Source organism: Pseudomonas sp. PDM32, assembly GCF_019219225.1.
Classification (GTDB): domain Bacteria; phylum Pseudomonadota; class Gammaproteobacteria; order Pseudomonadales; family Pseudomonadaceae; genus Aquipseudomonas; species Aquipseudomonas laurylsulfatiphila.
In genome coordinates this window covers 256,056-281,488 of the sequence record NZ_JAHUWE010000011.1, presented here as the reverse complement: position 1 = coordinate 281,488, position 25,433 = coordinate 256,056, and the positions used below count along the sequence as shown (strand labels likewise).

General features: G+C 59.2%; 14 protein-coding genes. 5 read left to right on the top strand and 9 right to left on the bottom strand.

Translation table 11 applies throughout. The features are described 5' to 3' along the window. The coding region (locus KW846_RS21780; RefSeq protein WP_218485139.1) for an RHS repeat domain-containing protein at window positions 1-2,215 on the top strand (2,215 nt) is incomplete at its 5' end. Window positions 2,216-2,231: 16 nt separating this feature from the next. Here the strand turns inward: KW846_RS21780 and mapR are convergent. The 3 genes from mapR to KW846_RS21765 form a co-directional block, all read right to left on the bottom strand. Further along, window positions 2,232-3,641, bottom strand: coding sequence for a GntR family transcriptional regulator MpaR (gene mapR / locus KW846_RS21775; protein WP_218485137.1), 1,410 nt, complete (start codon window positions 3,639-3,641; stop codon window positions 2,232-2,234). Between the two features lie 219 nt (window positions 3,642-3,860). Next, complete coding sequence (gene ccoG, locus KW846_RS21770) at window positions 3,861-5,273, bottom strand: cytochrome c oxidase accessory protein CcoG (protein ID WP_218485136.1); 1,413 nt, start codon at window positions 5,271-5,273, stop codon at window positions 3,861-3,863. 195 nt (window positions 5,274-5,468) lie between these two features. Continuing rightward, the gene (locus KW846_RS21765; protein ID WP_015095303.1) at window positions 5,469-5,702 is read right to left on the bottom strand and encodes a DUF3203 family protein; all 234 of its coding nucleotides are present in this window, start codon (window positions 5,700-5,702) and stop codon (window positions 5,469-5,471) included. A 120-nt stretch (window positions 5,703-5,822) separates the two neighbouring features. On the opposite strand from KW846_RS21765, the gene KW846_RS21760 reads away from it, so the two are divergent. Beyond that, window positions 5,823-6,323, top strand: a complete 501-nt coding sequence (locus KW846_RS21760; RefSeq protein ID WP_007974382.1) for an MgtC/SapB family protein — start codon at window positions 5,823-5,825, stop codon at window positions 6,321-6,323. Window positions 6,324-6,329: 6 nt separating this feature from the next. Here the strand turns inward: KW846_RS21760 and KW846_RS21755 are convergent, their stop codons facing one another. Together KW846_RS21755 and KW846_RS21750 are read right to left on the bottom strand one after the other, a co-directional pair. Then, a complete protein-coding gene (locus KW846_RS21755; RefSeq protein WP_218485133.1) occupies window positions 6,330-6,566 on the bottom strand; it encodes a hypothetical protein in 237 nt (78 codons plus the stop codon). A gap of 246 nt (window positions 6,567-6,812) precedes the next feature. Next, window positions 6,813-6,980 carry a hypothetical protein gene (locus tag KW846_RS21750; protein ID WP_218485131.1) on the bottom strand — a complete coding sequence of 56 codons (168 nt, stop codon included), beginning with the start codon at window positions 6,978-6,980 and terminating at the stop codon, window positions 6,813-6,815. Window positions 6,981-7,183: 203 nt separating this feature from the next. On the opposite strand from KW846_RS21750, the gene KW846_RS21745 reads away from it, so the two are divergent. The 3 genes from KW846_RS21745 to glgB all read left to right on the top strand — a co-directional run bounded on the left by KW846_RS21745 (window position 7,184) and on the right by glgB (window position 14,975). Next, the gene (locus tag KW846_RS21745) at window positions 7,184-9,181 is read left to right on the top strand and encodes an alpha-1,4-glucan--maltose-1-phosphate maltosyltransferase (RefSeq protein WP_218485128.1); all 1,998 of its coding nucleotides are present in this window, start codon (window positions 7,184-7,186) and stop codon (window positions 9,179-9,181) included. Between the two features lie 218 nt (window positions 9,182-9,399). Continuing rightward, window positions 9,400-12,741, top strand: a complete 3,342-nt coding sequence (treS, locus tag KW846_RS21740) for a maltose alpha-D-glucosyltransferase (protein WP_218485127.1) — start codon at window positions 9,400-9,402, stop codon at window positions 12,739-12,741. Between the two features lie 2 nt (window positions 12,742-12,743). Continuing rightward, window positions 12,744-14,975 carry a 1,4-alpha-glucan branching protein GlgB gene (gene glgB / locus KW846_RS21735; protein ID WP_218485124.1) on the top strand — a complete coding sequence of 744 codons (2,232 nt, stop codon included), beginning with the start codon at window positions 12,744-12,746 and terminating at the stop codon, window positions 14,973-14,975. A gap of 122 nt (window positions 14,976-15,097) precedes the next feature. Here glgB and KW846_RS21730 read toward each other — a convergent pair whose 3' ends face one another. The 4 genes from KW846_RS21730 to KW846_RS21715 all read right to left on the bottom strand — a co-directional run bounded on the left by KW846_RS21730 (window position 15,098) and on the right by KW846_RS21715 (window position 25,234). Next, window positions 15,098-17,908, bottom strand: coding sequence for an RHS repeat domain-containing protein (locus KW846_RS21730; protein WP_256356819.1), 2,811 nt, complete (start codon window positions 17,906-17,908; stop codon window positions 15,098-15,100). 400 nt (window positions 17,909-18,308) lie between these two features. Beyond that, window positions 18,309-21,188: an RHS repeat-associated core domain-containing protein gene (locus KW846_RS21725; protein WP_256356818.1), complete on the bottom strand. Its 2,880-nt coding sequence runs from the start codon at window positions 21,186-21,188 to the stop codon at window positions 18,309-18,311. A gap of 81 nt (window positions 21,189-21,269) precedes the next feature. Further along, window positions 21,270-22,337, bottom strand: a complete 1,068-nt coding sequence (locus tag KW846_RS21720) for an autotransporter outer membrane beta-barrel domain-containing protein (protein ID WP_218485121.1) — start codon at window positions 22,335-22,337, stop codon at window positions 21,270-21,272. A gap of 299 nt (window positions 22,338-22,636) precedes the next feature. Continuing rightward, window positions 22,637-25,234 (bottom strand): autotransporter outer membrane beta-barrel domain-containing protein, encoded by a 2,598-nt coding sequence (locus KW846_RS21715; protein WP_218485120.1) that lies wholly within the window; start codon window positions 25,232-25,234, stop codon window positions 22,637-22,639. Window positions 25,235-25,433 lie beyond the last annotated feature (199 nt).

Genomic DNA, 25,433 nt, shown 5'->3' with positions numbered 1-25,433 from the left:
CTTTGCCCCTATCGACTGGCCAACCCAGGAAGCTGACCGCGACGGCTTGCTGGAGCCGGGCGACGGCGCGCAGTCGTTGTGGACCTACGCGCCCACCGGCGAAGTGCTTAAGCAAACCGACGCCAAAGGTCATACCCGACATTTCACCTATGACCGCGCCGGGCAACTGCATTCGGTCGGGCTGCAACGCTCCGGCCAATCCACCGCCGACACGCTGGTCAATGCCATCGAGTACAACGCCTTTGGCCAGATAGAACAGGAGCGGGCAGGCAATGGCATGCGCACCTCCAGCGGTTATGACCCGGCCAATGGACGCCTGACGAACCTCGATACCCACGGCCCCGCTCAGGGATTTTTGCAGAAACTCAGTTACGGCTACGACCCGGTTGGCAACATCAGCGAAATCGCCGATGCGGCGCTGCCCATTCAGTACTTTGCCAATCAGCGCATCGAGCCGGTGCGGCGCTTCGCCTACGACACGCTCTACCAGCTAATCAGCGCCACCGGCTGGGAAACCGCCAAGCCGTCGTTGGGGCCGGCATTGCCCGAGTGGCAGGGATTCGGCCCGCCGGACGCCAGTCGCTGGTGCAATTACACAGAGACCTATTATTACGATGAAGCGGGCAATCTGCTGCAGCGTCTGCATCACGGCGCGGTAGACGACACCTTGATCATGCGCGTGGCATCGCACAGCAATCGCAGCGTGAAATACCGAGCCGGCCAGCCGGCCATTGACGAACTGTTCGATGATCGCGGCAATCTGCTGGAGCTGCAACCTGGGCAGGCTTTGCAGTGGAATGGGCGTAATCAGTTGGCCCAAGTCACTCAAGTGGCACGGATTGAAGGCGCCGACGACATCGAGAGGTATGTCTACGACAGCGAAGGCGCTCGTCTGCGCAAATACCGGGAGGTTACCGCGAAATCCATCGTGCATACGCCCGAGGTGCGTTATTTGCCGGGCATCGAACTGCACGTCAATAGCGCCACCGGAGAACGGCTCCAGGTGATCAGCGTTCAGGCCGGGCGCTGCAGCGTGCGCCTGTTGCATTGGGACAGTCCGCCACCTGCGGGGCTGGACAACGATCAGTGGCGTTACTGTTTTGACGATCACTTGGGGTCGAGTGCATTTGAAGTCGATGCGCAGGCTAAAACCATCAGCCAGGAAGTGTATTACCCCTTCGGCGGAACGGCTTGGTTGGCGGGGCGGCACGAAGTGGAAACCAGTTACAAGACCATTCGTTATTCGGGTAAGGAACGGGATGTTTCAGGGCTCTATTACTATGGCGCGCGGTATTACGCGCCGTGGTTACAACGCTGGTTGAATCCGGATCCGGCGGGTGATGTGGATGGGTTGAATTTTTATCGGTTTGTTAGGAGTAGCCCGGTAAGTTATTTTGACGGTTTAGGTGACTGTTCGATTTTAGCTGATTTCAATGATTTTGTTATTGAACAATATGATGGAATTAGAGGGTTGGTTGTTGCGCGTGGATTTGAAGAGATAAGGTTGAGGCAACCGGAGGTGGCGAAAAATTTGGACTCGGCATTTTTCAGGGTTAACAATATTTTGGTAAATGCAGTTGCGGAAATCCAACATCCTTTATTTGAAAAAAATATTGTTGAAGAGTATGTTGGGGAGGTATCTTCGCAAGACATATTTATGCTGGAAAATGATTTGCTAAAGATGAAAGGCTTCATGAGTAGATATGAGTCCGACTCGCAAAAAGTGGTGCTTTTGGATGGGGGTAAATGGGCGGACTCTAATGCAAGAATGTTTAGAGGTGATAGAAGAAGTAAGATTTATTTAAATGATGATTCTGTAAGGGTAAAAACGGATGAAGCCAATGCTCTGATCTTAATTCATGAGATTTCGCACTTGGCTCTTGATACAAAAGATTATTGGTATCTTATGGACTTTGCGGAGAAAAGTGACTCTGACAATTATACCGATCAGTATGGCTTGACTCCTAACGATAAATTTGAGCAGTCAGAGTTTATCTATGAGTCGAAAAGAATGATGCGTGGGGATGTCGAGGCGGACGATGTGGAGCCTGAGTTTATGCGCGCCCTAAAAACTAAAAAAGTAGACAAGTCTATTTCTAAATTTAAGGCGAGTTCTGAAGTAAGGACAAAGATGGCACTGAAGAATGCAGACACTTTTGCATCAATTTCGAGCGCTCTAAGTAGAGTGTATTCCAAGAGGAGTATGGATGCATAATAGGTTAATATGTGTTTCAAAACGACCGCACAATCCGCCCCAACGTCTCCATCGCCTTCTCCGCAGCCTCATCCCACGGGCTCCCATAATTCAACCGAATACAATTCCTGAACCTTTGCGTCGGCGAAAAAATCGGCCCCGGCGCAATGCTGATCCCCTGCGCCAGCGCCATCTGAAACAACTTCAACGAATCCATCAGCTCCGGCAATTCCAGCCACAAAAAGTACCCGCCCGCTGGTTGGCTGACCCGCGTCTGCGCCGGGAAGTAGCGGGCGATGGCGGCGAGCATGGCGGCTTGCTGGTCTTCCAGCGCATGACGCAGTTTACGCAGGTGCCGGTCGTAGCCGCCGTGTTGCAGGTAATCGGCGATCGCGGCCTGCGCCGGCATGGACGCGCACAGAGAGGTCATGAGTTTCAGGCGTTCGATTTTCTGTGCGTAGCGCCCGGCGGCGACCCAGCCGATGCGGTAGCCGGGGGCCAGGCTTTTGGCGAACGAGCCGCAATGCATCACCAGGCCTTCGGTATCAAAGGCCTTGGCCGGTTTCGGGGCTTGTTGACCGTAATACAGTTCGGCGTAGACATCGTCTTCGATCAGCGGCACCTGGTGGCGACGCAGCAGTTCGACGAGCTGCTGTTTCTTGGCTTCGGGCACGGTGGCGCCCATGGGGTTCTGGAAGCTGGTCATGCACCAGCAGGCCTTGATCGGATGACGCTCCAGGGTTTGCTCGAGCACGCCGAGGTCGATGCCGTCGCGCGGGTGCACGGGGATTTCCACGGCTTTGAGTTTCAGGCGTTCTAGCACTTGCAGGCAGGCGTAGAACGCAGGGGCTTCGATGGCCACCAGGTCGCCAGGCTGCGTCACCGCTTGCAGGCACAGGTTGAGGGCTTCCAGGGCGCCGTTGGTGATCAGCAGTTCTTCCATGGGCAGCATCAGTCCGCCGACCATGTAGCGCAGGGCGATTTGCCGGCGCAGCTGCGGGTTGCCCGGCGACAGGTCAGTGACCACCATGCGCGGGTCCATCTCGCGGGTGGCGCTGGCCAGGGAGCGGGACAAGCGTTGCAGGGGGAACAGCGTCGGGCTGGGGAATGCCGAGCCGAAGGCCACGGTGTTTGGGTCCTTGATCGAATCGAGTACCGAAAACACCAGTTCGCTGACGTCGACTTCCGTGGATTCGTTGACCTGGCTGCTGATCACCGGCTCGGAAAACGGTCGCGGCGCATGGGCATTGACGAAATAGCCGGAGCGCGGACGGGCGCGGATCAGCCCGCGACGCTCCAGCAGGTAGTAGGCCTGGAACACCGTCGACGGGCTGACGCCGTAGGTCTGGCTGGCGTAGCGCACTGACGGCACACGCTGGCCGGGTCCGAGGACGCCGGAGCGGATCAGTTCTGCGATGTCGTCGGCGAATTTTTCGTAGCGTTTCATCGGTGTCCCGTCATGGAAATCATTCAATCAGCTTTTGTGGCGAGGGAGCTTATCTGTGGCAAGGGGCTGGCCTGTGGCGAGGGAGCTTGCTCCCGCTGGACTGCACAGCAGTCCCATTTTGGGGCCGCTTCGCGACCCAGCGGGAGCAAGCTCCCTCGCCACTTTGGATTGCATTGCCAATCCAAGTCCGCATCCCACAAAGGTCAACATCTTAAAGGCTCAGCGATTCATTGGCGCAACAAACCGGCTCTTCGCCACGCTGTAGACGCCGGGCTCATCGCTGTCGACCACTTCAAAGCCGATGCTCTGCGAACCGCTGGCCGGACGCTCCTTGAGCATCACCACCGACACCGGCACGTCGACAATCTCGCCCGGCGCCAGGCTTAGCAGGGTCTTGCCCTGCAACTCGAAATCATCGGCATCGACCAGACTAAATTGATAGTCCTGACGCTGCTGGGTCTTGTTGATCACCTTCAGGCTGTAGATGTTTTCGATCTGCCCCTGGCTGTTTTCGCGGAACAGGCCCCGGTCCTTGCTGACGTCGAGCGAGACCATCGGCCGTTCCACCAATGCCACCACCAGGGCGGTGATCATCACCAGCAGCACGGCGGTGTAGCCGATCAGGCGCGGACGCAGCAGGTGCGTCTTGCCACCTTGCAACTGATGCTCGGAGGTATAGCTGATCAATCCTCGGGCGTAGCCCATTTTGTCCATGATCGAATCGCAGGCGTCGATGCACGCGGCGCAACCGATGCATTCCATCTGCAAGCCATCGCGGATGTCGATGCCGGTCGGGCAGACCTGTACGCAGAGCTGGCAATCGATGCAATCGCCCAAACCGACCTCGGCGGGTTTGACCTCGCGCTTGCGCGGGCCACGGTTTTCGCCACGGGCCACGTCGTAGGAAATGGTCAGGGTGTCTTTGTCGAACATCACGCTCTGGAACCGCGCGTAAGGGCACATGTGCATGCACACCGCTTCACGCAGCCAGCCGGCATTGATGTAGGTGGCACCGGTGAAAAACAGCACCCAGAACAGGCTGACGCCGCTCATTTGCAACGTCAGCAGTTCTTCGGCCAGTGGCCGGATCGGGGTGAAGTAGCCGACGAAGGTCAGGCCGGTCAATAGACTGATGGCCAGCCACAAGGTGTGTTTGGCCGAGCGACGCATCAGCTTGTTGATGCCCCACGGCGCGGCTTGCAGCTTGATCCGCTGGTTGCGCTCGCCCTCGGTGATTTTCTCGCACCACATGAAGATCCAGGTCCACGAACTTTGTGGGCAGGTGTAGCCGCACCAGACCCGGCCGGCAAACACGGTGATCGCGAACAGGCCGAACGCGGCGATGATCAACAGCGCCGACAGCAGGATGAAGTCCTGCGGCCAGAAAGTTGCGCCGAAGATATGGAATTTACTTTCGGAAAGATCCCAGAGCACCGCCTGGCGGCCACCCCAGTTCAACCACACGGTGCCGAAAAACAGCAAAAACAGAAAACCCGCGCCGCTGATGCGCAGGTTGCGGAAAAGCCCGGTGAAGCTGCGGGTGTGGATCAGGTTATCACTGGTTTTGGCCTTCGTCTTTGGACGCGCAGGCTCGAATGTTTCTACGGTTCGGACGGGGATTCTCTCGCTCATGGTCTTTCGCTCATCAGCCTCCATCAGGCATGAGCACTATGAGCGGCGATCTGTTTGCATAACAGACTCAGGTATTGCATTAAAAAGCGGATCAGATGGCCGTGTTCGCCCGGACTGCGACAACTTGAAGCAGCCATCGCACAAAGGTGCAAGCGCCTATGCACAACAGCTGCGGCGGGTGTTGATCAGCATCAGTCAAATCACCGAATCACTGTCGCTGGCTTTCAGGTGTCGGCGTCCATCCACCGCGCCTGCGACGGTCAAGGCGTCGGCTTCCGCTTCGGTGATGTAGATGCGTTGGCCCTCGATGTCCACCGCAGACATGGCTTTGCGCCCATCGGTGACGATGGTCACGTCAGGACACAGACGAATCTGTTCGCCATTTTCAGTGGTGAAAAAACAGGTCTGGTTCTCGATGCGAACGGTCATGGCGGCATCCTTTTTCAGGGGTATCTGAAGTTTCAGGCCGCAACTGCCGGTCATCGTTCTGTGCGACCGATTAATGGTCGCTGCGGTCCACTCTCCATGGCTCCTCACAAGGACAACACTATGAACGCCTGGTGGCATGAAGTCTGGGTGACCCTGCAAGCCGAGTTCGCCGACATCACCGATGCCTCGCAATTGACGCGGATGACCGTGCGTCTGCTGATGGCCGCCGTGCTGGGCGGAATTCTCGGGTTCGAACGTGAACACCAGGGCAAGGCTGCTGGCGTGCGCACCCACATGCTGGTGGCGATGGGGGCGGCGCTGTTCGTGCTGGTGCCGCAGATGTCCGGTTCACAGGCCGATGCCATGAGTCGGGTCGTGCAGGGCGTGATTGCCGGTATCGGTTTTCTCGGGGCCGGCACCATCCTGAAAAACCGCGACGGCGACGAAAGCGACGTCAAGGGCCTGACCACCGCCGCCGGCCTGTGGATGACCGCCGCCATCGGCGTCGCCACCGGGCTGGGCCGGGAGGCGACGGCAGTGCTCAGCACGCTGTTGGCGCTGGGGGTGTTCAGTGTGATGCCGAGGATTGTGAAGCTGATTGACAAGGATCATCGACCCTAGGAGCTGTCAGGGATTCACCCTGTCTGCGCAAGTCGCTTCACAGTCTGAATCCTGCTCGTCGCTCTGCGTTTCCGAGAGTTCGTGCTGGCTGTAGTCCATATCGCTGTGCAGCAGATGTTTCTCCAGTTCCCTGATGATCGAGCTTTTGGTTGATTGTTCAGAGAGATTGCGTTCGGCTTTGAAGCAAAGAAATTCGTAGTTGAATATTTTCACGGAATGGCCAGCCGTCGAGTGGTCGTTCACGGTTTAGCGCGTGGTGCTGGGCGCTACCTCTGTTTGTGAATTCGCTGACGCTGGAAAAAAACGTTTTCATGGCTAACCACCCTCAAGGCTGAAGAAGTGGTGGCTATATAAGGCGCGAGATGTAAGTTTCGTAAAGTGTCGGACGGGCAGAATTGGCGCTTTAGGATCGGTACTACAGGTACTTGGGAAGTGTCATTCATTTTTGATGATCGTTCCTGGTGTCGAGGCAGGAACGATCAACTGTCTTCATTCAGGATTCACAATCACCGGCGGCATCGTCGCTGACGGTTCTTCCCTTGGCGGCGGGGTTGTGCCAGGTGGGTCCTGTTCGGGCACCGGTTGTGGCTCGCTCGGCGGTATCACCGGGTTATCGATGTTTGGATCGGGGGTTTCTGCCGGGAATGGATTGGTCATGGTTCAAGCCTCCAGTGGCACATGGCGTGAGTCGTGCTTAAGTAGGTGGACTGCTGCGCGAACGATTTGATTCCGCAAATTGCTGATGAACTTTTCCCGCCAGCCATCGCTCGGAACCTAAGTGAGTACGTCCCGGGGCGGATGGCCCGTTGGGGTAGCGACCAGACACAAGCGCGTCCATGGGGCGTAAGGAGAGAGGCTCGATGACGGCTGAAAAACCGACTGAGTTGAGCTACAACCCGCACATGCCGCTGTCGCAGGCGCTGTTGCTGCCGCGCATTGTCATAGAAAACATCATGCCGACCCTTGAAGGCGGGCAGTTCGCGGTCAAGGCGGTGGTGGGGCAGGATGTGGTGGTGACGGCCAAGGTCTTTGCCGACGGGCATGACAAGCTGGCGGTACGCGTACGTTGGCGGGCCGAGGACGAGGACGTCTGGCAAAGCGGGGTCATGCAGGATCTGGGCAACAACGGCTGGCAGGGGCAGTTCCGGGTGAACAGTCAGGGCCGTTACCTGTTCTGTATCGAAGCCTGGATCGATCAGTTCGCCAGTTTTCGCTACGAACTGGAAAAGAAGCATTTGGCAGCGGTGCCCGTCAGCCTCGAATTGCAGGAAGGGCGGATCCAGGTGCAGCAAGCCGCCGAGCGCAGTGAAGGGCAACTCAGCGAGCAATTGGCGGCATTGCACCATGAACTGGCAGGACTGCTCGAAACCGAGCAGGTCGCACTGTTTTTGCACCCGCGTAGCGTCGACCTCATGGCCCGCGTTGATCATCGTGCCTACCTGAGCCTGAGCCCGGAGTACCCGGTGGATGTGGAGCGCGAGCTGGCGCAGTTCGCCAGTTGGTATGAGTTGTTTCCGCGTTCGATCACCGACAGCCCGGAACGCCACGGTACTTTCAACGACGTGCATTCACGGCTGGCGATGATCCACGACATGGGCTTCGACGTGCTGTATTTCCCGCCGATCCACCCAATCGGGCGCAGCTACCGCAAAGGCCCGAACAACTCACTGACGGCAGGTCCCGATGATCCGGGCAGTCCTTATGCGATCGGTAGCGAGGAGGGCGGGCACGAGGCGATTCACAAACAGTTGGGGACTCGCGAAGACTTCCGCCGACTGGTCTCGGCCGCTGCGGCCCATGGCCTGGAAATCGCCCTCGACTTCGCCATCCAGTGCTCCCAGGACCACCCGTGGCTCAAGCAACACCCCGGCTGGTTCAACTGGCGGCCCGACGGCACGATCAAGTACGCGGAGAACCCGCCGAAGAAATACCAGGACATCGTCAACGTTGACTTCTATGCCCCCGAGGCGATTCCGAGCCTGTGGGTGGAGCTGCGCGACATCGTGGTGGGCTGGGTCGAGGAGGGCGTGAAGATCTTTCGCGTCGATAACCCGCACACCAAGCCGCTGCCGTTCTGGCAATGGCTGATCGCCGATGTACGGGCGCTGTACCCCGAAGTGATCTTCCTGGCCGAGGCCTTTACTACTCCGGCGATGATGGCGCGCCTGGGCAAGGTCGGTTACTCCCAGAGCTACACCTACTTCACCTGGCGCAACACCAAGGCCGAACTGGCGACCTACTTCAGCGAACTCAACGAGTCGCCGTGGCGCGAGTGCTACCGGCCGAATTTTTTCGTCAATACACCGGACATCAACCCGGCGTTCCTGCATGAATCCGGGCGTCCCGGGTTTCTCATCCGTGCTGTGCTGGCGACCATGGGTTCGGGCCTGTGGGGCATGTATTCGGGTTTCGAGTTGTGCGAGTCGGCACCGGTGCCGGGCAAGGAGGAGTACCTCGACTCCGAGAAGTACGAGATCCGCCCCAGGGACTTCAATGCGCCGGGCAACATCATTGCCGAGATTGCCCAGCTCAACCGCATCCGCCGGCAGAACCCGGCGCTGCACACGCATCTGGGCCTGAAGGTCTACAACGCCTGGAACGACAACATCCTGTACTTCGGCAAACGCAGCTTTGACGGCAGCAACTTTATTCTGGTGGCGGTCAGCCTTGATCCGCACAACGTGCAGGAGGCGAATTTCGAGTTGCCGCTGTGGGAAATGGGTTTGCCTGACGACGCCAGCACCCAGGGCGAAGACCTGATGAATGGCCATCGCTGGACCTGGCATGGCAAGCATCAGTTCATGCGGATCGACCCGGCGTACCAGCCGTTCGGGATCTGGCGCATTACCGCCTCTTGAGCACACCACAACCTCTGTGGCGAGGGAGCTTGTCTGTGGCGAGGGGGCTTGCCCCCGTTGGGTCGCGAAGCGACCCCCGCTTTTTCTTTCAACAACACCGAGTCGCTGTATTGACGACTGCTTCGCAGCCGAACGGGGGCAAGCCCCCTCGCCACAGGTAAGCCCTTCACCACTGGGGTTCAACCTGTGGCCAAAGTTGAATTCACCAGGAGTTTCACATGGCGAAGAAACCCAAGGCAGCCACGTTCATCAAGGACCCGCTCTGGTACAAGGATGCGGTGATCTATCAAGTACACGTCAAATCGTATTTCGACTCCAACAACGACGGAATCGGCGACTTTCCCGGTCTCATCGCCAAGCTCGACTACATCGCCGACCTGGGCGTCAACACCATCTGGCTGTTGCCCTTCTATCCCTCGCCACGGCGCGACGACGGGTATGACATCGCCGAGTACCGCGGCGTGCACAGTGACTACGGGACCATGGCCGATGCCAGGCGTTTCATTGCCGAGGCTCACAAACGCGGCCTGCGGGTGATCACCGAACTGGTCATCAACCACACCTCCGACCAGCATCCGTGGTTCCAGCGCGCACGCAAGGCCAAACCCGGGTCGGCGGCGCGGGACTTCTACGTGTGGTCCGACGACGATCAGAAATACGACGGCACCCGCATCATCTTTCTCGATACAGAGAAGTCCAACTGGACCTGGGACCCGGTCGCCGGCCAATACTTCTGGCACCGTTTCTACTCCCACCAGCCGGACCTGAATTTCGATAACCCGCAAGTCATGAAAGCGGTGCTGTCGGTGATGCGTTACTGGCTCGACATGGGCATCGACGGCTTGCGCCTGGATGCGATTCCCTACTTGATCGAGCGCGACGGCACCAACAACGAAAACCTGCCGGAAACCCACGATGTCCTGAAACAGATCCGCGCCGAAATCGATGCCAATTACCCCGACCGCATGCTGCTGGCGGAAGCCAATCAGTGGCCGGAGGACACCCAGCTGTACTTCGGTGACACCGACAGGAAAGGCCTGAACGGCGACGAATGCCACATGGCCTTTCACTTCCCGTTGATGCCGCGCATGTACATGGCGCTGGCCCAGGAAGATCGCTTTCCGATCACCGACATTCTGCGCCAGACTCCGGATATCCCCGCCAACTGCCAATGGGCGATCTTCCTGCGCAACCACGATGAACTGACCCTGGAGATGGTCACCGACAAGGAGCGCGATTACCTGTGGAATTACTACGCCGCCGACCGCCGGGCGCGGATCAACCTGGGGATTCGCCGGCGCCTGGCGCCGCTGGTGGAGCGTGATCGACGCCGGGTCGAACTGCTCAACAGCCTGTTGCTGTCGATGCCCGGCACGCCGACCCTGTATTACGGCGACGAGATCGGCATGGGTGACAACATCTACCTCGGCGACCGCGATGGCGTGCGCACGCCGATGCAATGGTCCATCGACCGCAACGGCGGTTTCTCCCGCGCCGACCCGGCCAGCCTGGTGCTGCCACCGATCATGGACCCGCAATACGGCTATCTGTCGGTCAACGTCGAAACCCAGGCTGGCGACCCGCATTCGCTGTTGAACTGGACCCGGCGCATGCTCGCCGTGCGCAAGCAATCCAAGGCCTTCGGGCGCGGTACATTGAAGATGCTGTCGCCGAGCAACCGGCGAATTCTGGCCTACACCCGTGAATACACCGGGGCGGACGGCAGACACGAAATCATCCTGTGCGTGGCCAACGTCTCGCGCAGTGCCCAGGCCGCCGAGCTCGATTTGTCGGCCTACGTCGGCATGGTGCCGGTGGAGATGCTCGGGGGTAACGCGTTCCCGCCCATCGGCCAGTTGAATTTCCTCCTGACCCTCGCGCCCTACGGCTTTTACTGGTTCGGCCTCGCCGCGGAAAACCAGATGCCCAGCTGGCATGTGGAACCCGCACAAAGCCTGCCGGACTTCACCACGCTGGTGCTGAAAAAGCGCATGGAGGAACTGCTCGAAGCGCCGTCACGCCACACCCTTGAGCAGAGCATCCTGCCAAGCTGGCTGCAGAATCGTCGCTGGTTCGCCGGCAAGGATGCCGCCATCGAGCAGGTCGATCTGGCCTACGGCGTGCGCTTCGGCGATGCGCAACATCCGGTGCTGTTCAGTGAGATCAATGTCACCAGCGCTGGCCAGAGCAGTCGCTATCAGTTGCCGTTCGGCTTTATCTCCGAGGATCAGGTCGGTACGCCGTTGCCGCAGCAACTGGCGCTGTCGCGGGTACGGCGCGGACGCCAGGTCGGCCTGATCACCGATGCCTTCAGCCTGGAATCCTTCGTGCATGCCGTATTGCAAGGGATTCAGGCCGGTACCGTATTGGCCTGCAGCGATGGCGACATTCGTTTCGAGGCCACCGCCGAACTGGAAAAACTCGGCCTCAATGCCGAGTCACCGGTGCGCTACCTGTCGGCGGAGCAGTCCAACAGCTCGGTGGTGATCGGCAACAGCATGGTACTCAAGCTGATCCGCAAGGTCGCCAGTGGCGTGCATCCTGAGCTGGAAATGAGCGCCTGTCTGACCGCAGCCGGGTTCAGCAATATCTCGCCACTGCTGGGGGCCGTGGTGCGCCGGGACGGGGCGGGTGAAGACAACCTGCTGATGATCGCCCAGGGCTACCTGAACAATCAGGGCGATGCCTGGGAATGGACGCAAAACAACCTCGAACGGGCGCTGCGCGATGAACTGGCCGACGCCATGTCCGAGCAGGAGCAACACTACAACGCGCTCGGCGAACTGAAAGATTTTGCCGGTATGCTGGGCCGGCGCCTGGGGGAAATGCATCAGGTGCTGGCGGCGCCCAATGCCAACCCGGACTTCTTGCCGCAGGTCACCACGAAGAAGGACGCGCTGGCCTCGGCCAAGGATGTCGCAACGCAAATCGAGCACGCGCTGAACTTGCTCAAGCAGCATCAACATCAACTGACCTCGGCGGACCAGACCCTGGTCAGCCATTTACTGGACAACAAAAAAGCCATTCTCGGACATGTACAAGCGTTGGGTAAAAAGACTGCGGGCGGCTTGCGCATTCGCGTGCATGGCGACCTGCATCTGGGCCAGGTGCTGGTGATCAAGGGCGATGCGTACTTGATCGACTTCGAAGGGGAACCGGCGCGGCCCTTGCATGAACGTCGGGGCAAACACAGCCCGTACAAGGATGTCAGTGGCGTGCTGCGTTCCTTCGACTATGCGGCGGCAATGGCGATCAACGTGCACAACGTCGATAACACGGCGGCGGCCGATGCCGCGCGTGTGCGGGTCACCGAGCGCTATTTGAGTGAAGCGCGAACAGCATTTGTCGACGCCTATCGGCTGGCGGCAGCTAGTCTTGCCCATGCATGGCAAGATCCCGAAGGCGAGGACGCTGCGCTGGCGTTGTTCGGTCTGGAGAAGGCGGCGTATGAAGTGGCCTATGAGGCGGAAAATCGCCCCACCTGGTTGCCCGTGCCGTTGCACGGTTTATATGGATTATTGAGTGGGCTTAAACCCTTTTCCGATCTTGGTGGAGAGTAGTCATGAGTGTCTCGAACAAGGAACAGGGTCATCACAAAGAAGCGCTGCTGCCCGGCGCACGGGATATCGATGCCTTGGTGCGTGCCGAGCATATCGATCCCTTTGCCATACTTGGCCCCCACGGTGATGGTGCCGGTGGACAGTTCATCCGCGCCTATCTGCCAGGCGCCCTGAGTGTGGAAGTTCTGGCCAGGGACTCGGGCGAAGCGCTTGGGAGTCTTCAAGCCACAGAAACGCCGGGGTTGTTTGTCGGGCATTTCGACCGCGCACAAGCGTATCTGCTGCGCACCCGTTGGGCCGGTGGTGAGCAGACGGCCGAAGACCCTTACAGCTTCGGCCCGTTGCTGGGCGACATGGATTTGTACCTGTTTGCCGAAGGCAATCACCGCGACCTCAGTGCGTGCCTCGGTGCCCAGTTCAAGACGGTGGACGGCGTCGACGGTGTGCGTTTCGCGGTGTGGGCGCCGAATGCCCGGCGGGTGTCGGTGGTGGGTGATTTCAACGTCTGGGACGGGCGCCGCCATCCGATGCGCCTGCGGCATCCCACCGGTGTCTGGGAGTTGTTCATCCCGCGCCTGCAAGCGGGGGACGCCTATAAATACGAAATTCTCGGTGCCCACGGCATTCTGCCGCTGAAGGCCGACCCGATGGCGCTGGCCACCAGCCTGCCACCGGACACCGCCTCGAAAGTCGCCTCGCCGCTGAAAATCGACTGGCAGGACCAGGACTGGATGCTGTCCCGTGGCGACCATCAGCGGGTGACGGCGCCCTTGTCGATCTACGAATTGCACGCCGGTTCGTGGCAATGTGAGCTGGACGACCTGGGTGAAGTGGCCCGCCAGTACACCTGGCCGGAACTGACCGAGCGACTGATTCCCTATGTCAAAGACTTGGGCTTCACCCACATCGAACTGATGCCGATCATGGAACACCCGTTCGGCGGTTCGTGGGGTTATCAGTTGCTGTCGCAATTCGCGCCGAGTGCGCGTTATGGCACGCCGGACCAGTTCGCCGCGTTCGTCAACGCCTGCCACCAGGCCGGCATCGGGGTGATTCTCGACTGGGTGCCGGCGCATTTCCCCACCGATACCCACGGCCTCGCCCAGTTCGACGGTACGGCCCTGTACGAGTACGGCAACCCGCAGGAAGGTTTCCACCAGGATTGGGACACGCTGATCTACAACCTGGGGCGCACCGAAGTGCACGGCTACATGCTGGCGTCGGCGCTGCACTGGCTCAAGCATTTCCACGTCGATGGCCTGCGCGTCGATGCCGTGGCCTCGATGCTGTACCGCGACTACTCGCGCAAAGCCGGCGAGTGGGTGCCGAACCGCCATGGCGGGCGGGAGAACCTGGAAGCCATCGACTTCCTGCGCCACCTCAACGATGTGGTCGCCCTGGAAGCACCCGGTGCCCTGGTGATCGCCGAGGAATCCACCGCATGGCCAGGCGTCAGCCAGGGCACGCAACAGGGTGGCCTGGGCTTTGCCTACAAATGGAACATGGGCTGGATGCACGATTCGCTGCATTACATTCAACAGGACCCGGTGTACCGCGCCCATCACCACAACGAGCTGAGTTTTGGCCTGGTGTACGCCTGGTCCGAGCGCTTCATCCTGCCGATCTCCCACGACGAAGTGGTACACGGCAAGCACTCGCTGATCGACAAAATGCCCGGAGACCGCTGGCAGAAATTCGCCAACCTGCGGGCCTACCTGAGTTTCATGTGGGCGCATCCGGGCAAGAAGCTGCTGTTCATGGGCTGTGAATTCGGCCAATGGCGCGAGTGGAACCACGACCAGCAACTGGACTGGTACTTGCTGCAGTACTCCGAGCACAAGGGCGTGCAGAAACTGGTCGGCGACCTCAATCGCCTGTACCGCGAAGAACCGGCGCTGCATGAGCAGGACGATGTGCCGCAGGGTTTCCAATGGCTGATCGGCGATGATGCGATCAATAGCGTTTATGCCTGGCTGCGCTGGAGCAAGGACGGCCGGCCAGTGTTGGTGGTGGCGAACTTTACGCCGGTGCCGCGTGAGGCTTATCGGGTTGGGGTGCCGTTTGCCGGGCAGTGGAGCGAGGTGCTCAACAGTGATTCGTCGATCTATGCGGGGTCCAATTACGGCAATAGCGGTGGGGCGATGGCCGAGGAAACGCCGAGCCATGGGCAGGCGTTGTCGCTGGTGTTGAATTTGCCGCCGTTGGCGGTGTTGGTGTTGAGGCCGGAGGGGTGAACAAGTCATAGGCTTTATAGTAAGTACCGACTTATTCCCAAATTAACTTTGAGCTGCTAGTAGGCGCTAGCAGCTCAGTTTTTTGGTTGATATGAAATAACTAAATTTAATATGTGCTGCTTTTAATAGTCTGGCGGTGGGCTTGGCGGTCCGCTTCTCGCTGCAGGAGAGGGAGAGCGAGTACGGTGATCTTGAGGGGATGACCAATTGGAGAATAATTGGAACGCTTGGGTAGCAGCAGCGGCCACTTCTGGAGTGCCATCAAGCGTAAGCTTATCTGGGTGTATGAGACGAACGACTTGCAAGTAAGTTATTCTTTTTTCGGCTGCGTCTTTCGTGGGGAATATGTCATCCAGATTTTTTTGGTTGTTGATGATTTTTATAGCTAGTTGATAACCCTCGACAATCACACTGTCGGTACCTTGTGGAAGTGTTAGGGGGTGGATGGTGGCAAATGACTGCTCAGTGCGACTCCTTCTACTTGAGCGGGAGTGCCTGGCACCCTCGCTCCTAGCGCCGTGATGGGGTTTTTCTGAGCTTTGTGGGTTTTCACTTCTATAAGTAAAACCAGACCTATTTGTACTTCCGTGCCTCGGATCCGGATTCAGTGGAGGCACTGGAATTTCATCAAATGAATGGAAGTTTTTGGCGGTCGTTAAAATGTCATGAAGCCTTATAAATGCCTTTCTGTGTGCGTAAAATATTCTTGACTCCGCAGAGCGAGGAAATAATTTTTCAGTTAGATTTTGAATTGTGGCCTGAAAATTCCACTGATCCTGGCTAGTGGATAGGTTTTCGAAGTTTTCTAATTCTTCGAGATAGTAAGAAACTGCCTGCCTATTGGCGTCACGGTAGAAAAAATGGTTGCGATTAAGGTCTTCTTTCATGACGTATTTGAAGTTTTCTAGGTATTGTTGTGGGTTGAAGTTCTCTGGAATTTTTCCTTTTTTATCAAAGTAAGTAATTGGGTTGTTTTTGACCATTCTGAATAAATTCATCCCATCTACATTCCCCGCCGGATCCGGATTGATCCACCGCTGCAACCACGGCACGTAATACCTGAACCCATAGTAATAAAGCCCCGTCGCGTCCCGCTCCTTACCCGAATAACGCACGGTCTTGTACTTGGCTTCGGTGTCCGATCGGGCAGCAAAACACGCCGTACCACCAAACGGGTAATACCATTCCTGGCTGATCAGGTCGGCGTTCTGGTCCAGTTCCAGGGCGCTGGACTGCAAGTGGTCGTTGAGGCTGTAGCGCACTTGATTGTTGGCGATGTCCTTGGGCTGTCCGGCGACCCAATGCAGCACCTGCACGCTGTTGCTACCGGCGCTGGCAGTGATCACATGAAGGATTTCACCCGTGCCGCCATGACTACGGATCTCCACGCCGGGCAGGTAGCGCACTTCGCTGATTAGCGTGCGGGCATTGGTCTGGTTCGCGCGGAGCTTGCGTACACGTTGTCCGCCGCCGTCGTAGACATAGCGTTCGTAGTCGTCCTCAGCTTCCTCGCGCACCACCGGGCGCACGACGGTCAGTTGATTGCGCAAGTCCCACTCCATCACCTGGCCAGCTTGCAGTTCCCGCAGGTTGCCATTGGCATCGAACCCGGCAGCGATTTCCGCTTCAGTCGGTGGCCGGCCGTTGCGTTCGGGCAGGCAGCGGTTGCTGTATTTGGCGCGAGTCAAAAGGCGGCCGGGGGCCTGGGCGCCGACGTGCACCAGATCCAGCAGATTGCCGCCAGCGTCGTAGTGGTAGGTCTGGGTGTAGTTGGCGATTTGGTTGGGGTCGGGGGGCAGGGGTTGCAGGTCGGGCAGGGCGGGGCCGCCGTGGCCGGTTTTGGCTTCCCAGCCGCGGGCTTCGATCAGTTGATCGAGGGTGTCGTAGCGGTAGGTCTTGAGCGGTTCGATGCGCTGGTTGTTGAAGTAGCGGATCGGTTGAGCGGCGTCTTCGAGGCTTAGCACGTTGCCGACGGCGTCGTAGCTGTAGCTCAAGTCTTGAAGGGGCGTGCCATCGGCTTTGTGCGCGCTCAAGCCAATCAGGCGTCCGTCCGCGAGGTCGTAGCGATGGCGGGTGATGACGCGGTTGCCGGCGGTTTCCGACTCGATCTGGCCGGAGGCGTTGTAATGGAGAGCGCTGACCAGCGTGATCTCGTCCTCACCGACCAGGGTCAATCGAGTGTTTTTCAATTGGCCGGCGACGGTGTAGGCAAAGCGCTGGCGGTTGCCTAACGCATCCGTTTGCTGGAGGGGTTCGGCGCCTGGCGAGTAGACATGGGACGTGGTGGCGCCATCGCCGGTTTCGAGCAGGGCGTCGCGGGCGGCTTCGCTCGCAGGCCAATCCGGTGTGTCGGCATCGCGCAAGAAGTGCCGGGTCTGTTGCAGCACCGCGCCGCCGAGCCCCAGCTCCTTCAGGTGCAGCGTGCCGGCCGGATCGTCATGGCGGATCAGTTGACCGCAGAGGTTGTGCACGGCTGTGTCAGCATCAACCCCTGCATAGGTAAAACGCTCAACGACCAGTTCAGCGCTATCGTCGCCACGTTCTCGCACCGCCACGGGGCGCAACAGCGCATCGAACTCAGTCAGCGTGCAGCTACCACGACCATCCCAACGCTCAACGATTTGCCCGGCAGCACCGTGCAACGCGACCCGCCACCCGGCGTCGACGCTGTCACTCGCCAACGGCACGCCGGACAGGCTGAACACCTGGCTGAGGTTCACCGGCACCGACACATCGTTCTGCGCCAGGGCAAACAGATACGGATCACGACTGGCCACGGGCCGTCCGGCGGCATTGAAGCGTTGATGCGTGACCCGCGCCTCAGCCGGGTCGGTCGCCTGCCGCCGATGGAACTGCACCGCCCTGAGCGCCAGAGCACGCGGGTCGATGACTGCAAGGGTGGAGGTGCCGCTATGCACATAATCCAAAGGCATGGGTGATGGCCTTGATCAGGGAGGCTGCCATCACAATGCATCACCACCAGAGTCTTGGATACTGTAAGAAATACCAGTTTTAACCAACATATCCATGGGGTGCCTCGCTGGAGCGAAGAAGGCTAACCGGCGCCAGTGGTGGCTAAATTCACACCGGTGTCGCGCTAGACGTATCGCGTCGAGGGTGCCGTTTACCGGATAGTGGAGCGAGGTGCTCAACAGCGATTCGTCCATCTATATCAGGTTCTATTACGGCAACAGTGGTGAGGTGATTTCCGAATAGACGCCGAGCGATGGCAGGACTCGGTGTAGTGACTTCTACCGGATCGAACCATAGCAATTGCGGTGAGGAGTTTACCTAGAGAGAGTCGAGTCTGCGGGTCTAACGGGGGTGGTTCGATTATGGCGCGTAGTAACTGAATTGTCCTTTGGTCAACGGCAACCGTCCCGGGACCACGATCTGGGGGCGATAGAAGGTGTTGATTACCTCACCGATATTTTCGACGGGGCGATCAGCGGCGGTCCATTCGATCACGGCCTCTTGGGTGGCGTCGTTCAGGCTCGGTAGGTCCGCGGCAATTCTAAGTCCCAGGCCAGCCAGCATTTGCTGGCCATAAAACACGGCGTTCACGGCGGTCAGTTCCTCAAGACCTTCTCTGTCTTTAAAATCTTGTGTGTTCCGCGTACCGGTCCGGGAGTTAACATCTTCTTTGTACCAGGATAAATTTTGCACCCGATTAGTCTGTCGATAGTTGGGGTTGACTAGGTCCGTCAGTTCCAGGTGACTATACTGGTAGCGTTCGCCCAAGACCCCCAGGGGCACTTCGTAGCGATGTGCACCAAACTTTGACGTCTGTTTCTTACCAGCTTGGGTATCCATCGAGAAGAATACAAATTGATCAGTCGCCAGGTCGTTGAGATCCTCCTCTGCCGAATGGGTCAAAAGGTTATAGGCATCAACGCCGTCAATGATTTTACCCAGCACATTTTGCCGCGATAAAAACTCCACGCCGTGCTCGTCCACGAAATGTGTCTGACTGAAATGCGTCAGGATGTAATTGTCGCGCGAGAGGTTCTGGATGCGAGTCGCGAGCTGGCGCTGGCCTTCTGTCTCCAATTCACCTTCGAGCTTTCGTACATTGTGCTTGGATAGGCGCTCAATCGCCTGCAAACTACTTTCCCCTGAATGGGGTGTCCACGGCTCCTTCCACTGTTCTTGCCATACTCGGCCGTGCCCCAACATATGGGTGTAGGCTTGGTTGGCTTCTTCGTGTGCTTCGGGATGCAATCCCCATCTATCGATATAGGTCACGGGATTGTTACGCACAAACCGATAGCGCTGGAGCCCGTCGACGTCGCCGGCCGGATCTGGATTAATCCACCGCTGCAACCACGGCGCGTAATACCTGAACCCATAGTAATAAAGCCCCGTCGCGTCCCGCTCCTTACCCGAATAACGCACGGTCTTGTACTTGGCTTCGGTGTCCGATCGGGCAGCAAAACACGCCGTACCACCAAACGGGTAATACCATTCCTGGCTGATCAGGTCGGCGTTCTGGTCCAGTTCCAGGGCGCTGGACTGCAAGTGGTCGTTGAGGCTGTAGCGCACTTGATTGTTGGCGATGTCCTTGGGCTGTCCGGCGACCCAATGCAGCACCTGCACGCTGTTGCTACCGGCGCTGGCAGTGATCACATGAAGGATTTCACCCGTGCCGCCATGACTACGGATCTCCACGCCGGGCAGGTAGCGCACTTCGCTGATCAGCGTGCGGGCATTGGTCTGGTTCGCGCGGAGCTTGCGTACACGTTGGCCTCCGCCATCGTAGATATAGCGTTCGTAGTCATCCTCCGCGTTGTCGCGCACCACCGGGCGCACGACGGTCAGTTGATTGCGCAAGTCCCACTCCAGCGTCTGGCCGGCTTGCAGTTCCCGTAGATTGCCATTGGCATCGAAGCTTGCAGCGATTTCCGCTTCAGTCGGTGGCCGGCCGTTGCGCTCGGGCAGGCAGCGGTTGCTGTATTTGGCGCGGGTCAAAGTGCGGCCGTGGGGCTGGGCGCCGACGTGCACCAGGTCCAGCAGGTTGCCGCCAGCGTCGTAGTGGTAGGTCTGGGTGTAGTTGGCGACTTGGCTGGGGTCGGGGGGCAGGGGATGCAGGTCGGGCAGGGCGGGGCCGCCGTGGCCGGTTTTGGCTTCCCGGCCGCTGGCTTCGATCAGTTGATCGAGGGTGTCGTAGCGGTAGGTCTTGAGCGGTTCGATGCGCTGGTTGTTGAAGTAGCGAATCGGTTGGGCGGCGTCTTCGAGGCTTAGTACGTTGCCGGTGGCGTCGTAGCTGTAGCGCAAGTCTTGAAGGGGGGTGCCATCGGCTTTGTGCGCGCTCAAGCCAAGGAGGCGTCCGTCCGCGAGGTCGTAGCGATGACGGGTGATGACGCGGTTGCCGGCGGTTTCCGCCTCGATCTGGCCGGAGGCGTTGTAACGGAGATCGCTGACCAGCGTTATCTCGTCCTCACCGACCAAGGTCAACCGGGTGTCTTTCAATTCGCCGGCGGCGGTGTAGGCAAAGCGCTGGCGGTTGCCCAACGCATCCGTTTGCTGGAGTGGTTCGGCGCCTGGCGAGTAGACATGGGACGTGGTGGCGCCATCGCCGGTTTCGAGCAGGGCGTCGCGGGCGGCTTCGCTCGCAGGCCAATCCGGTGTGTCGGCATCGCGCAAGAAGTGCCGAACCTGTTGCAGCACTGCACCGCCGAGCCCCAATTCCTTCAGGTGCAGCGTGCCGGCCGGATCGTCATGGCGGATCAGATGGCCGCAGAGGTTGTGCACGGCTGATTCGGCATCAACCCCTGCATAGGTAAAGCGCTCAATCACGTGTTCAGCGCTATCGTCGCCACGCTCTCGCACCGCCACGGGGCGCAACAGTGCATCGAACTCAGTCAGCGTGCAGCTGCCACGACCGTCCCAACGCTCAACGGTTTGCCCGGCAGCACCTTGCAACGCGACTCGCCACCCGGCGTCGACGCTGTCACTCGCCAACGGCACGCCGGACAGGCTGAACACCTGGCTGAGGTTCACCGGCACCGACACATCGTTCTGCGCCAGGGCAAACAGATACGGATCACGACTGGCTACGGGCCGTCCGGCGGCATTGAAGCGTTGATGCGTGACCCGTGTCTCAGCCGGGTCGGTCGCTAGCCGCCGGTGGTATTGAACGGCCCTGACCGCCAGCCCGCGCGCGTCTGAAACCGCAAGGGTGGGCGTGCCGTGATGCGCATGGTCCACAGACATCCGTGACGGCCTCGATCAGGGGGACTTGTCCATTACGATGCACCGCCGTCAATGCCGTGGATACTGTAAGAAATACCAGTTTTACCAGCGCATCCGCACACCCAGGCTGCCAATCAATCCATTCAAATCATTGTCGTCCACGTCGCTGCTGTAGTCAGCGCTAACATACAGACTCACGGTCGGAGTGACCCTGGCGACCAGACCCAGGCCCAGTTCGACGGTCGAGGACTTGCGGCTGCTGCTGATCTTGTCGACCTGATCGAGGGTCACGGTGTTGCCGGTGTACACGGTGTGCCACAAGTTGGTCCGCACGTAGGGTTCGACCGGCATCCCGCTGATGTCGTAACTGCCTTTCAAGTGCGCACCGACTCGACCGCTCCACGAAGTCAGGTCACTGGAAGAGGCGTTGCCCGAGCCTGCATACGGGGTGTCCAGGGTGATGCGCTGATTGATCAATTGCGCCTGGGGTTCAATCACCCAGTTTTCACCCAGACCGATAGGGAAGCCGCCTTCCACCGACAGCGTCATCGCGCTGCCCTCGGTGGCCCTTCGGGTCCCTTGTTCGTTGCGGCTGACGCCGCTGACCCGGCCGCCGCTGGCGGTCAGGTCGACGTGCCAGCCTTGTGGACCGGTCAGGCTCCAATAGGCGCCGAGGTTTTGCCCCTGGAGGTTGAGCGTGTCGTGGTTGGGGTCGGACATGGCCGGGGTGATCGGCGCGCCCTTGTTGTTGAGCTGGTACTGACTCGTACCGCCGACCAGACCGACCCTTTGCGTATGGCCGCTGGCACTTTGCAGGGTGAGGAACGCCGGACCTTTGAGTTCGTGGGTGCCGGGAACGGCCAGTCCCTGGGAAAGGTAATCGGCTTGTGCCTGGCGGGAGGGCTGGCCGTAGAGTTGGTCCCAGGCCGAGGGCGCGGCGTCTTCGGTGGTCAGGCTGGAACTGCGCAGATCGGGATGAGCGCTGAATTGACCGGGCCAGGTTGTTGCAAGGGTAGTCAGACCGATAGTCGGGATGTCCTGGCGATACCACGGCGCTGTTTCCTGTTCGGCAGTGGCAGCGAGCAGTTCAATGGAGGAACACAGCAGAAGTGAACTCGATACAGTGCAAAAAGTGACTTTGATCTCTTGTGAAGTGAGTGAAGTTTTCATGGAGGTCTACCTTGCAGTCGCATGCGGTATCTCGTTCTGGCGTCTCTCCTACCCCGAATGAGGGGCGACCGAATGGATTAGGCGGCGTCACGGGCTGCCCGTTTTTACGGGAGCCCGCGGCGGGTCCTGGTAGTGTTTTCGGGGGTAGTAACGTGAAGTCAAGAAGACCGAAACAGTCGAGTCAAGAAGATGGCCGATCAGTGGTAATGGTTTAAAAGGGCCTGTTCAATGGTGTGTCTCCAGGTTCTTGTTTATTCGAGCAATCGTCAAGAACCTCGGGATAGAGCAGTTTCAATTCCTCACCACCTGACTCGAATCCCCACGTTACCGAACGTTCCCCGTTGTTGGTTGCTGTCGATATTGCTGGTGTAGTCAAGTCCTGCGTACACACTGACCGAGGCGGCAACGCTCAGTACCATGCCGATTCCAAGGTCGGCGGACGAGGTTCGTTGTTGGGTTTCGACCTGATCGACATGGTCAAAGGTGACCGTATCGGTACCGGTGAAGGTGTGCCAGATATTGGCCCGCAGATAGGGTTCCAGCGGCCGGCCACTGACTTCGTAGCGACCCTTGAGGCGTGCGCCGACGCGGCCGGTCCAGGCACTGTCGGAATCGAACGAGACATGGGAGATTCCGTCGTCCTGGCTGTCGAGTTTGACCTTTTGATAAATGGCCTGGGCCTGGGGTTCGACCACCCAGTTGCCAGCCACGACGATCGGGTATCCGACTTCTGCCGATAACGTCGTGACGTGGCCGTCATTGTCGATCTTCAGTCCACTGTCGGAATGGTTGTCGCCGTTGAGCCGGGTGTACATGGCCACGGCATCGAAATAGGCGCCGGCGGGATCGGTGAGGGTCCAGTACACGCCAAGGCTGTCGCCTTTCAGCTCGACGTTGCCGGAGCGTTTGCCTTCGAAGCCCTGATTGAAACCGTCGACATCCCCTTGCAGGCGACTGTGGCCGATGAAGAAACCGCTGCGCTGGGTTTGCCCTCCCGCCAATTGTGAACTGAACAGGTCATTGCCGACCTGGAAGCCATTGAGCGAGCCGTCCAGTCTTGGTGTGACGGTGCCGGCCCAGGTCTGCTCGAGGTTCTTGCCGTAGACCCGGCCCCAACCGGCACCCAGGGCCCCGGTTTCCGTGAGCAGGCGCTGATCGCCTTGACGGTCATGAAAGGTACCCAGTGCTGTCAGGGTCAATTGTGCTGCAGCCGGTGGCACCACCGACCAGGTAGGCACCGCCTCGCGATACAGGGGGATAGGTTCTGCGCCGGGTACGGCGGCCGGTAACACAGGCGCTTCGAGCGTCACGACGCCTTCAGATCCTTGAACCCCGGTCGCCACGACCACAGGCGCGGCGACCGGCACTGCCACGATAGGCACCAGCGTCGGCGGCAAGGCGGGATCCGGGTTGGCGACGGCAACCACGGGCGGCGCCACCACCGAGGAGCGCAAATACCAGCTGTTTTCGCTGCCCGGTGTGATACCGCCTTTGAACAGGCGGTAATCGAAGGCGCCAACCGACACCCGGGCTTTGAGGGCGAACGCGGTGTTGTCGCTGACCGCCGTGCCTTGGGCCTGAACCAGCTGGATGCCGTTTTGCCGGGTCAGGGCACCCGCGCCGCCAATGTTTGTGACGCTGATCAGGGTGCTGCCGGTCAGTGTTCCGTTGTTGATCACCAGCTTGTCGCTGGGTGAACTGTCATCGCCCACGGTGCTTTGCAAGAGCAACTGACCGCCGTTACCCACGTAATTGCCTTCTACCGTCAGGGTGTCGTTGGTACGCGAGTTACCGCCGGCAAGGTCGATGACCCCACTGTTGTTCAAGGTCGCGAGGCGGCCCGCGGTCGAAGATGAGATGCTGCCCTGGATTGACGTCAGCGTACTGCTGCCGTCGATGTTGAACACGCCGGTGCCCGTGGTGCTGTCCCCCAATTGAAGATTGCCATCGAGATCCAGGCGCGAGCCCTTGACCAGATTGAGGGTTTCCCAATTGATATACCGGGCGGCGCCCGATGAAGTGGTGTCGTCGAAGGTCAGCAGGTCATTGCCATTGCCGCCATTGATGCTCGGGGTCTGGGCGAGGGTGCTTTCGGTCAGATTGCGCAAAGTGGCGCGGTCGTTGCCTGCCCCCAGCAGGACTTGCGAGCGGATGATCCCGCCGCCGTCCCACACCAGCGTGTCATCACCGTTGCCGGCGCGAATCTCGCCGACGATTTCTCCGCCGGTAACGGTGATGCTGTCGTTGCCGTTGCTGACACTGATGTTACCGCCGATACGCCCCCCGGAAACGATGATCTCATCGGTGCCCAAACCGGTCACCAGGTTGCGGAGGATCTGCCCACCGGACATATCGAAGATATTGTTATCGAGTTTCATGTCGACCCGGTCGATGATGCCGTCGGTCATCCTGGCCACGTCGCCATCTTCGAAGGCGCCAAGGATGGTGCCGCCGGTCATCAGGAAGGTATCGCGGCCGTCCCCTTGGGCCAGGGACTGAATGGTTCCACCGGACATGATGAAGTCATCGATGCCATTGCCTTGGCTGACCGCCCCGCTGACTTGCCCGGCGCTGATCATAAAGCTGTCCGCCCCGTCGCCCAGATCCACGGCACCGGCCACGGTGCCTGAGGCCATGTTCACAGCGTCGGCGCCAGCACCGAAGGTCACGTTGCCGTTGATCCTGCCGGTGCCATTGGCGGGGAAGGTCAGGGTGTTATTGCCCGACAAATCGGTTAACGGCCCGCTGGTGGCGCTGTCGCAGACGAAGTTGTCGTTGCCGACGGTAGGGGTGAGTGTGCAGGCTGCGTAGGTGGGTTGGGACCAGTTCGCACATAACCAGATCGAGAACAGGCAGGCGCCATGACGGTACTTGGACAGATCTGTCGAAAACTCCATGTTGCCTCCGCGATGGGATCAACTTCCGTTCCTTTGGCCGTCATCGATGACCAGGAACCAGACATGCTTGGCAGCGCGAGTTGCAAGGCAATATCGGGAGCAACTATGACCGGCAAGTACCTTCGGCAACCAAGGCGCTACGTGTGTGTCGCAAGCCCCTGCGGATTTCCGTCAGGGCGGCAACAACGTAGCAGGCACC

Coding starts and splice junctions, on each gene's coding strand:
- glgB (WP_218485124.1), top strand. CDS start 12,744: ATGAGTGTCTCGAACAAGGAACAGGGTCATCACAAAGAAGCGCTGCTG.
- KW846_RS21760 (WP_007974382.1), top strand. CDS start 5,823: ATGAACGCCTGGTGGCATGAAGTCTGGGTGACCCTGCAAGCCGAGTTC.
- KW846_RS21730 (WP_256356819.1), bottom strand. CDS start 17,908: ATGCCTTTGGATTATGTGCATAGCGGCACCTCCACCCTTGCAGTCATC.
- KW846_RS21720 (WP_218485121.1), bottom strand. CDS start 22,337: ATGAAAACTTCACTCACTTCACAAGAGATCAAAGTCACTTTTTGCACT.
- KW846_RS21715 (WP_218485120.1), bottom strand. CDS start 25,234: ATGGAGTTTTCGACAGATCTGTCCAAGTACCGTCATGGCGCCTGCCTG.
- treS (WP_218485127.1), top strand. CDS start 9,400: ATGGCGAAGAAACCCAAGGCAGCCACGTTCATCAAGGACCCGCTCTGG.
- KW846_RS21765 (WP_015095303.1), bottom strand. CDS start 5,702: ATGACCGTTCGCATCGAGAACCAGACCTGTTTTTTCACCACTGAAAAT.
- KW846_RS21750 (WP_218485131.1), bottom strand. CDS start 6,980: ATGACCAATCCATTCCCGGCAGAAACCCCCGATCCAAACATCGATAAC.
- KW846_RS21725 (WP_256356818.1), bottom strand. CDS start 21,188: ATGTCTGTGGACCATGCGCATCACGGCACGCCCACCCTTGCGGTTTCA.
- mapR (WP_218485137.1), bottom strand. CDS start 3,641: ATGAAACGCTACGAAAAATTCGCCGACGACATCGCAGAACTGATCCGC.
- KW846_RS21745 (WP_218485128.1), top strand. CDS start 7,184: ATGACGGCTGAAAAACCGACTGAGTTGAGCTACAACCCGCACATGCCG.
- ccoG (WP_218485136.1), bottom strand. CDS start 5,273: ATGAGCGAGAGAATCCCCGTCCGAACCGTAGAAACATTCGAGCCTGCG.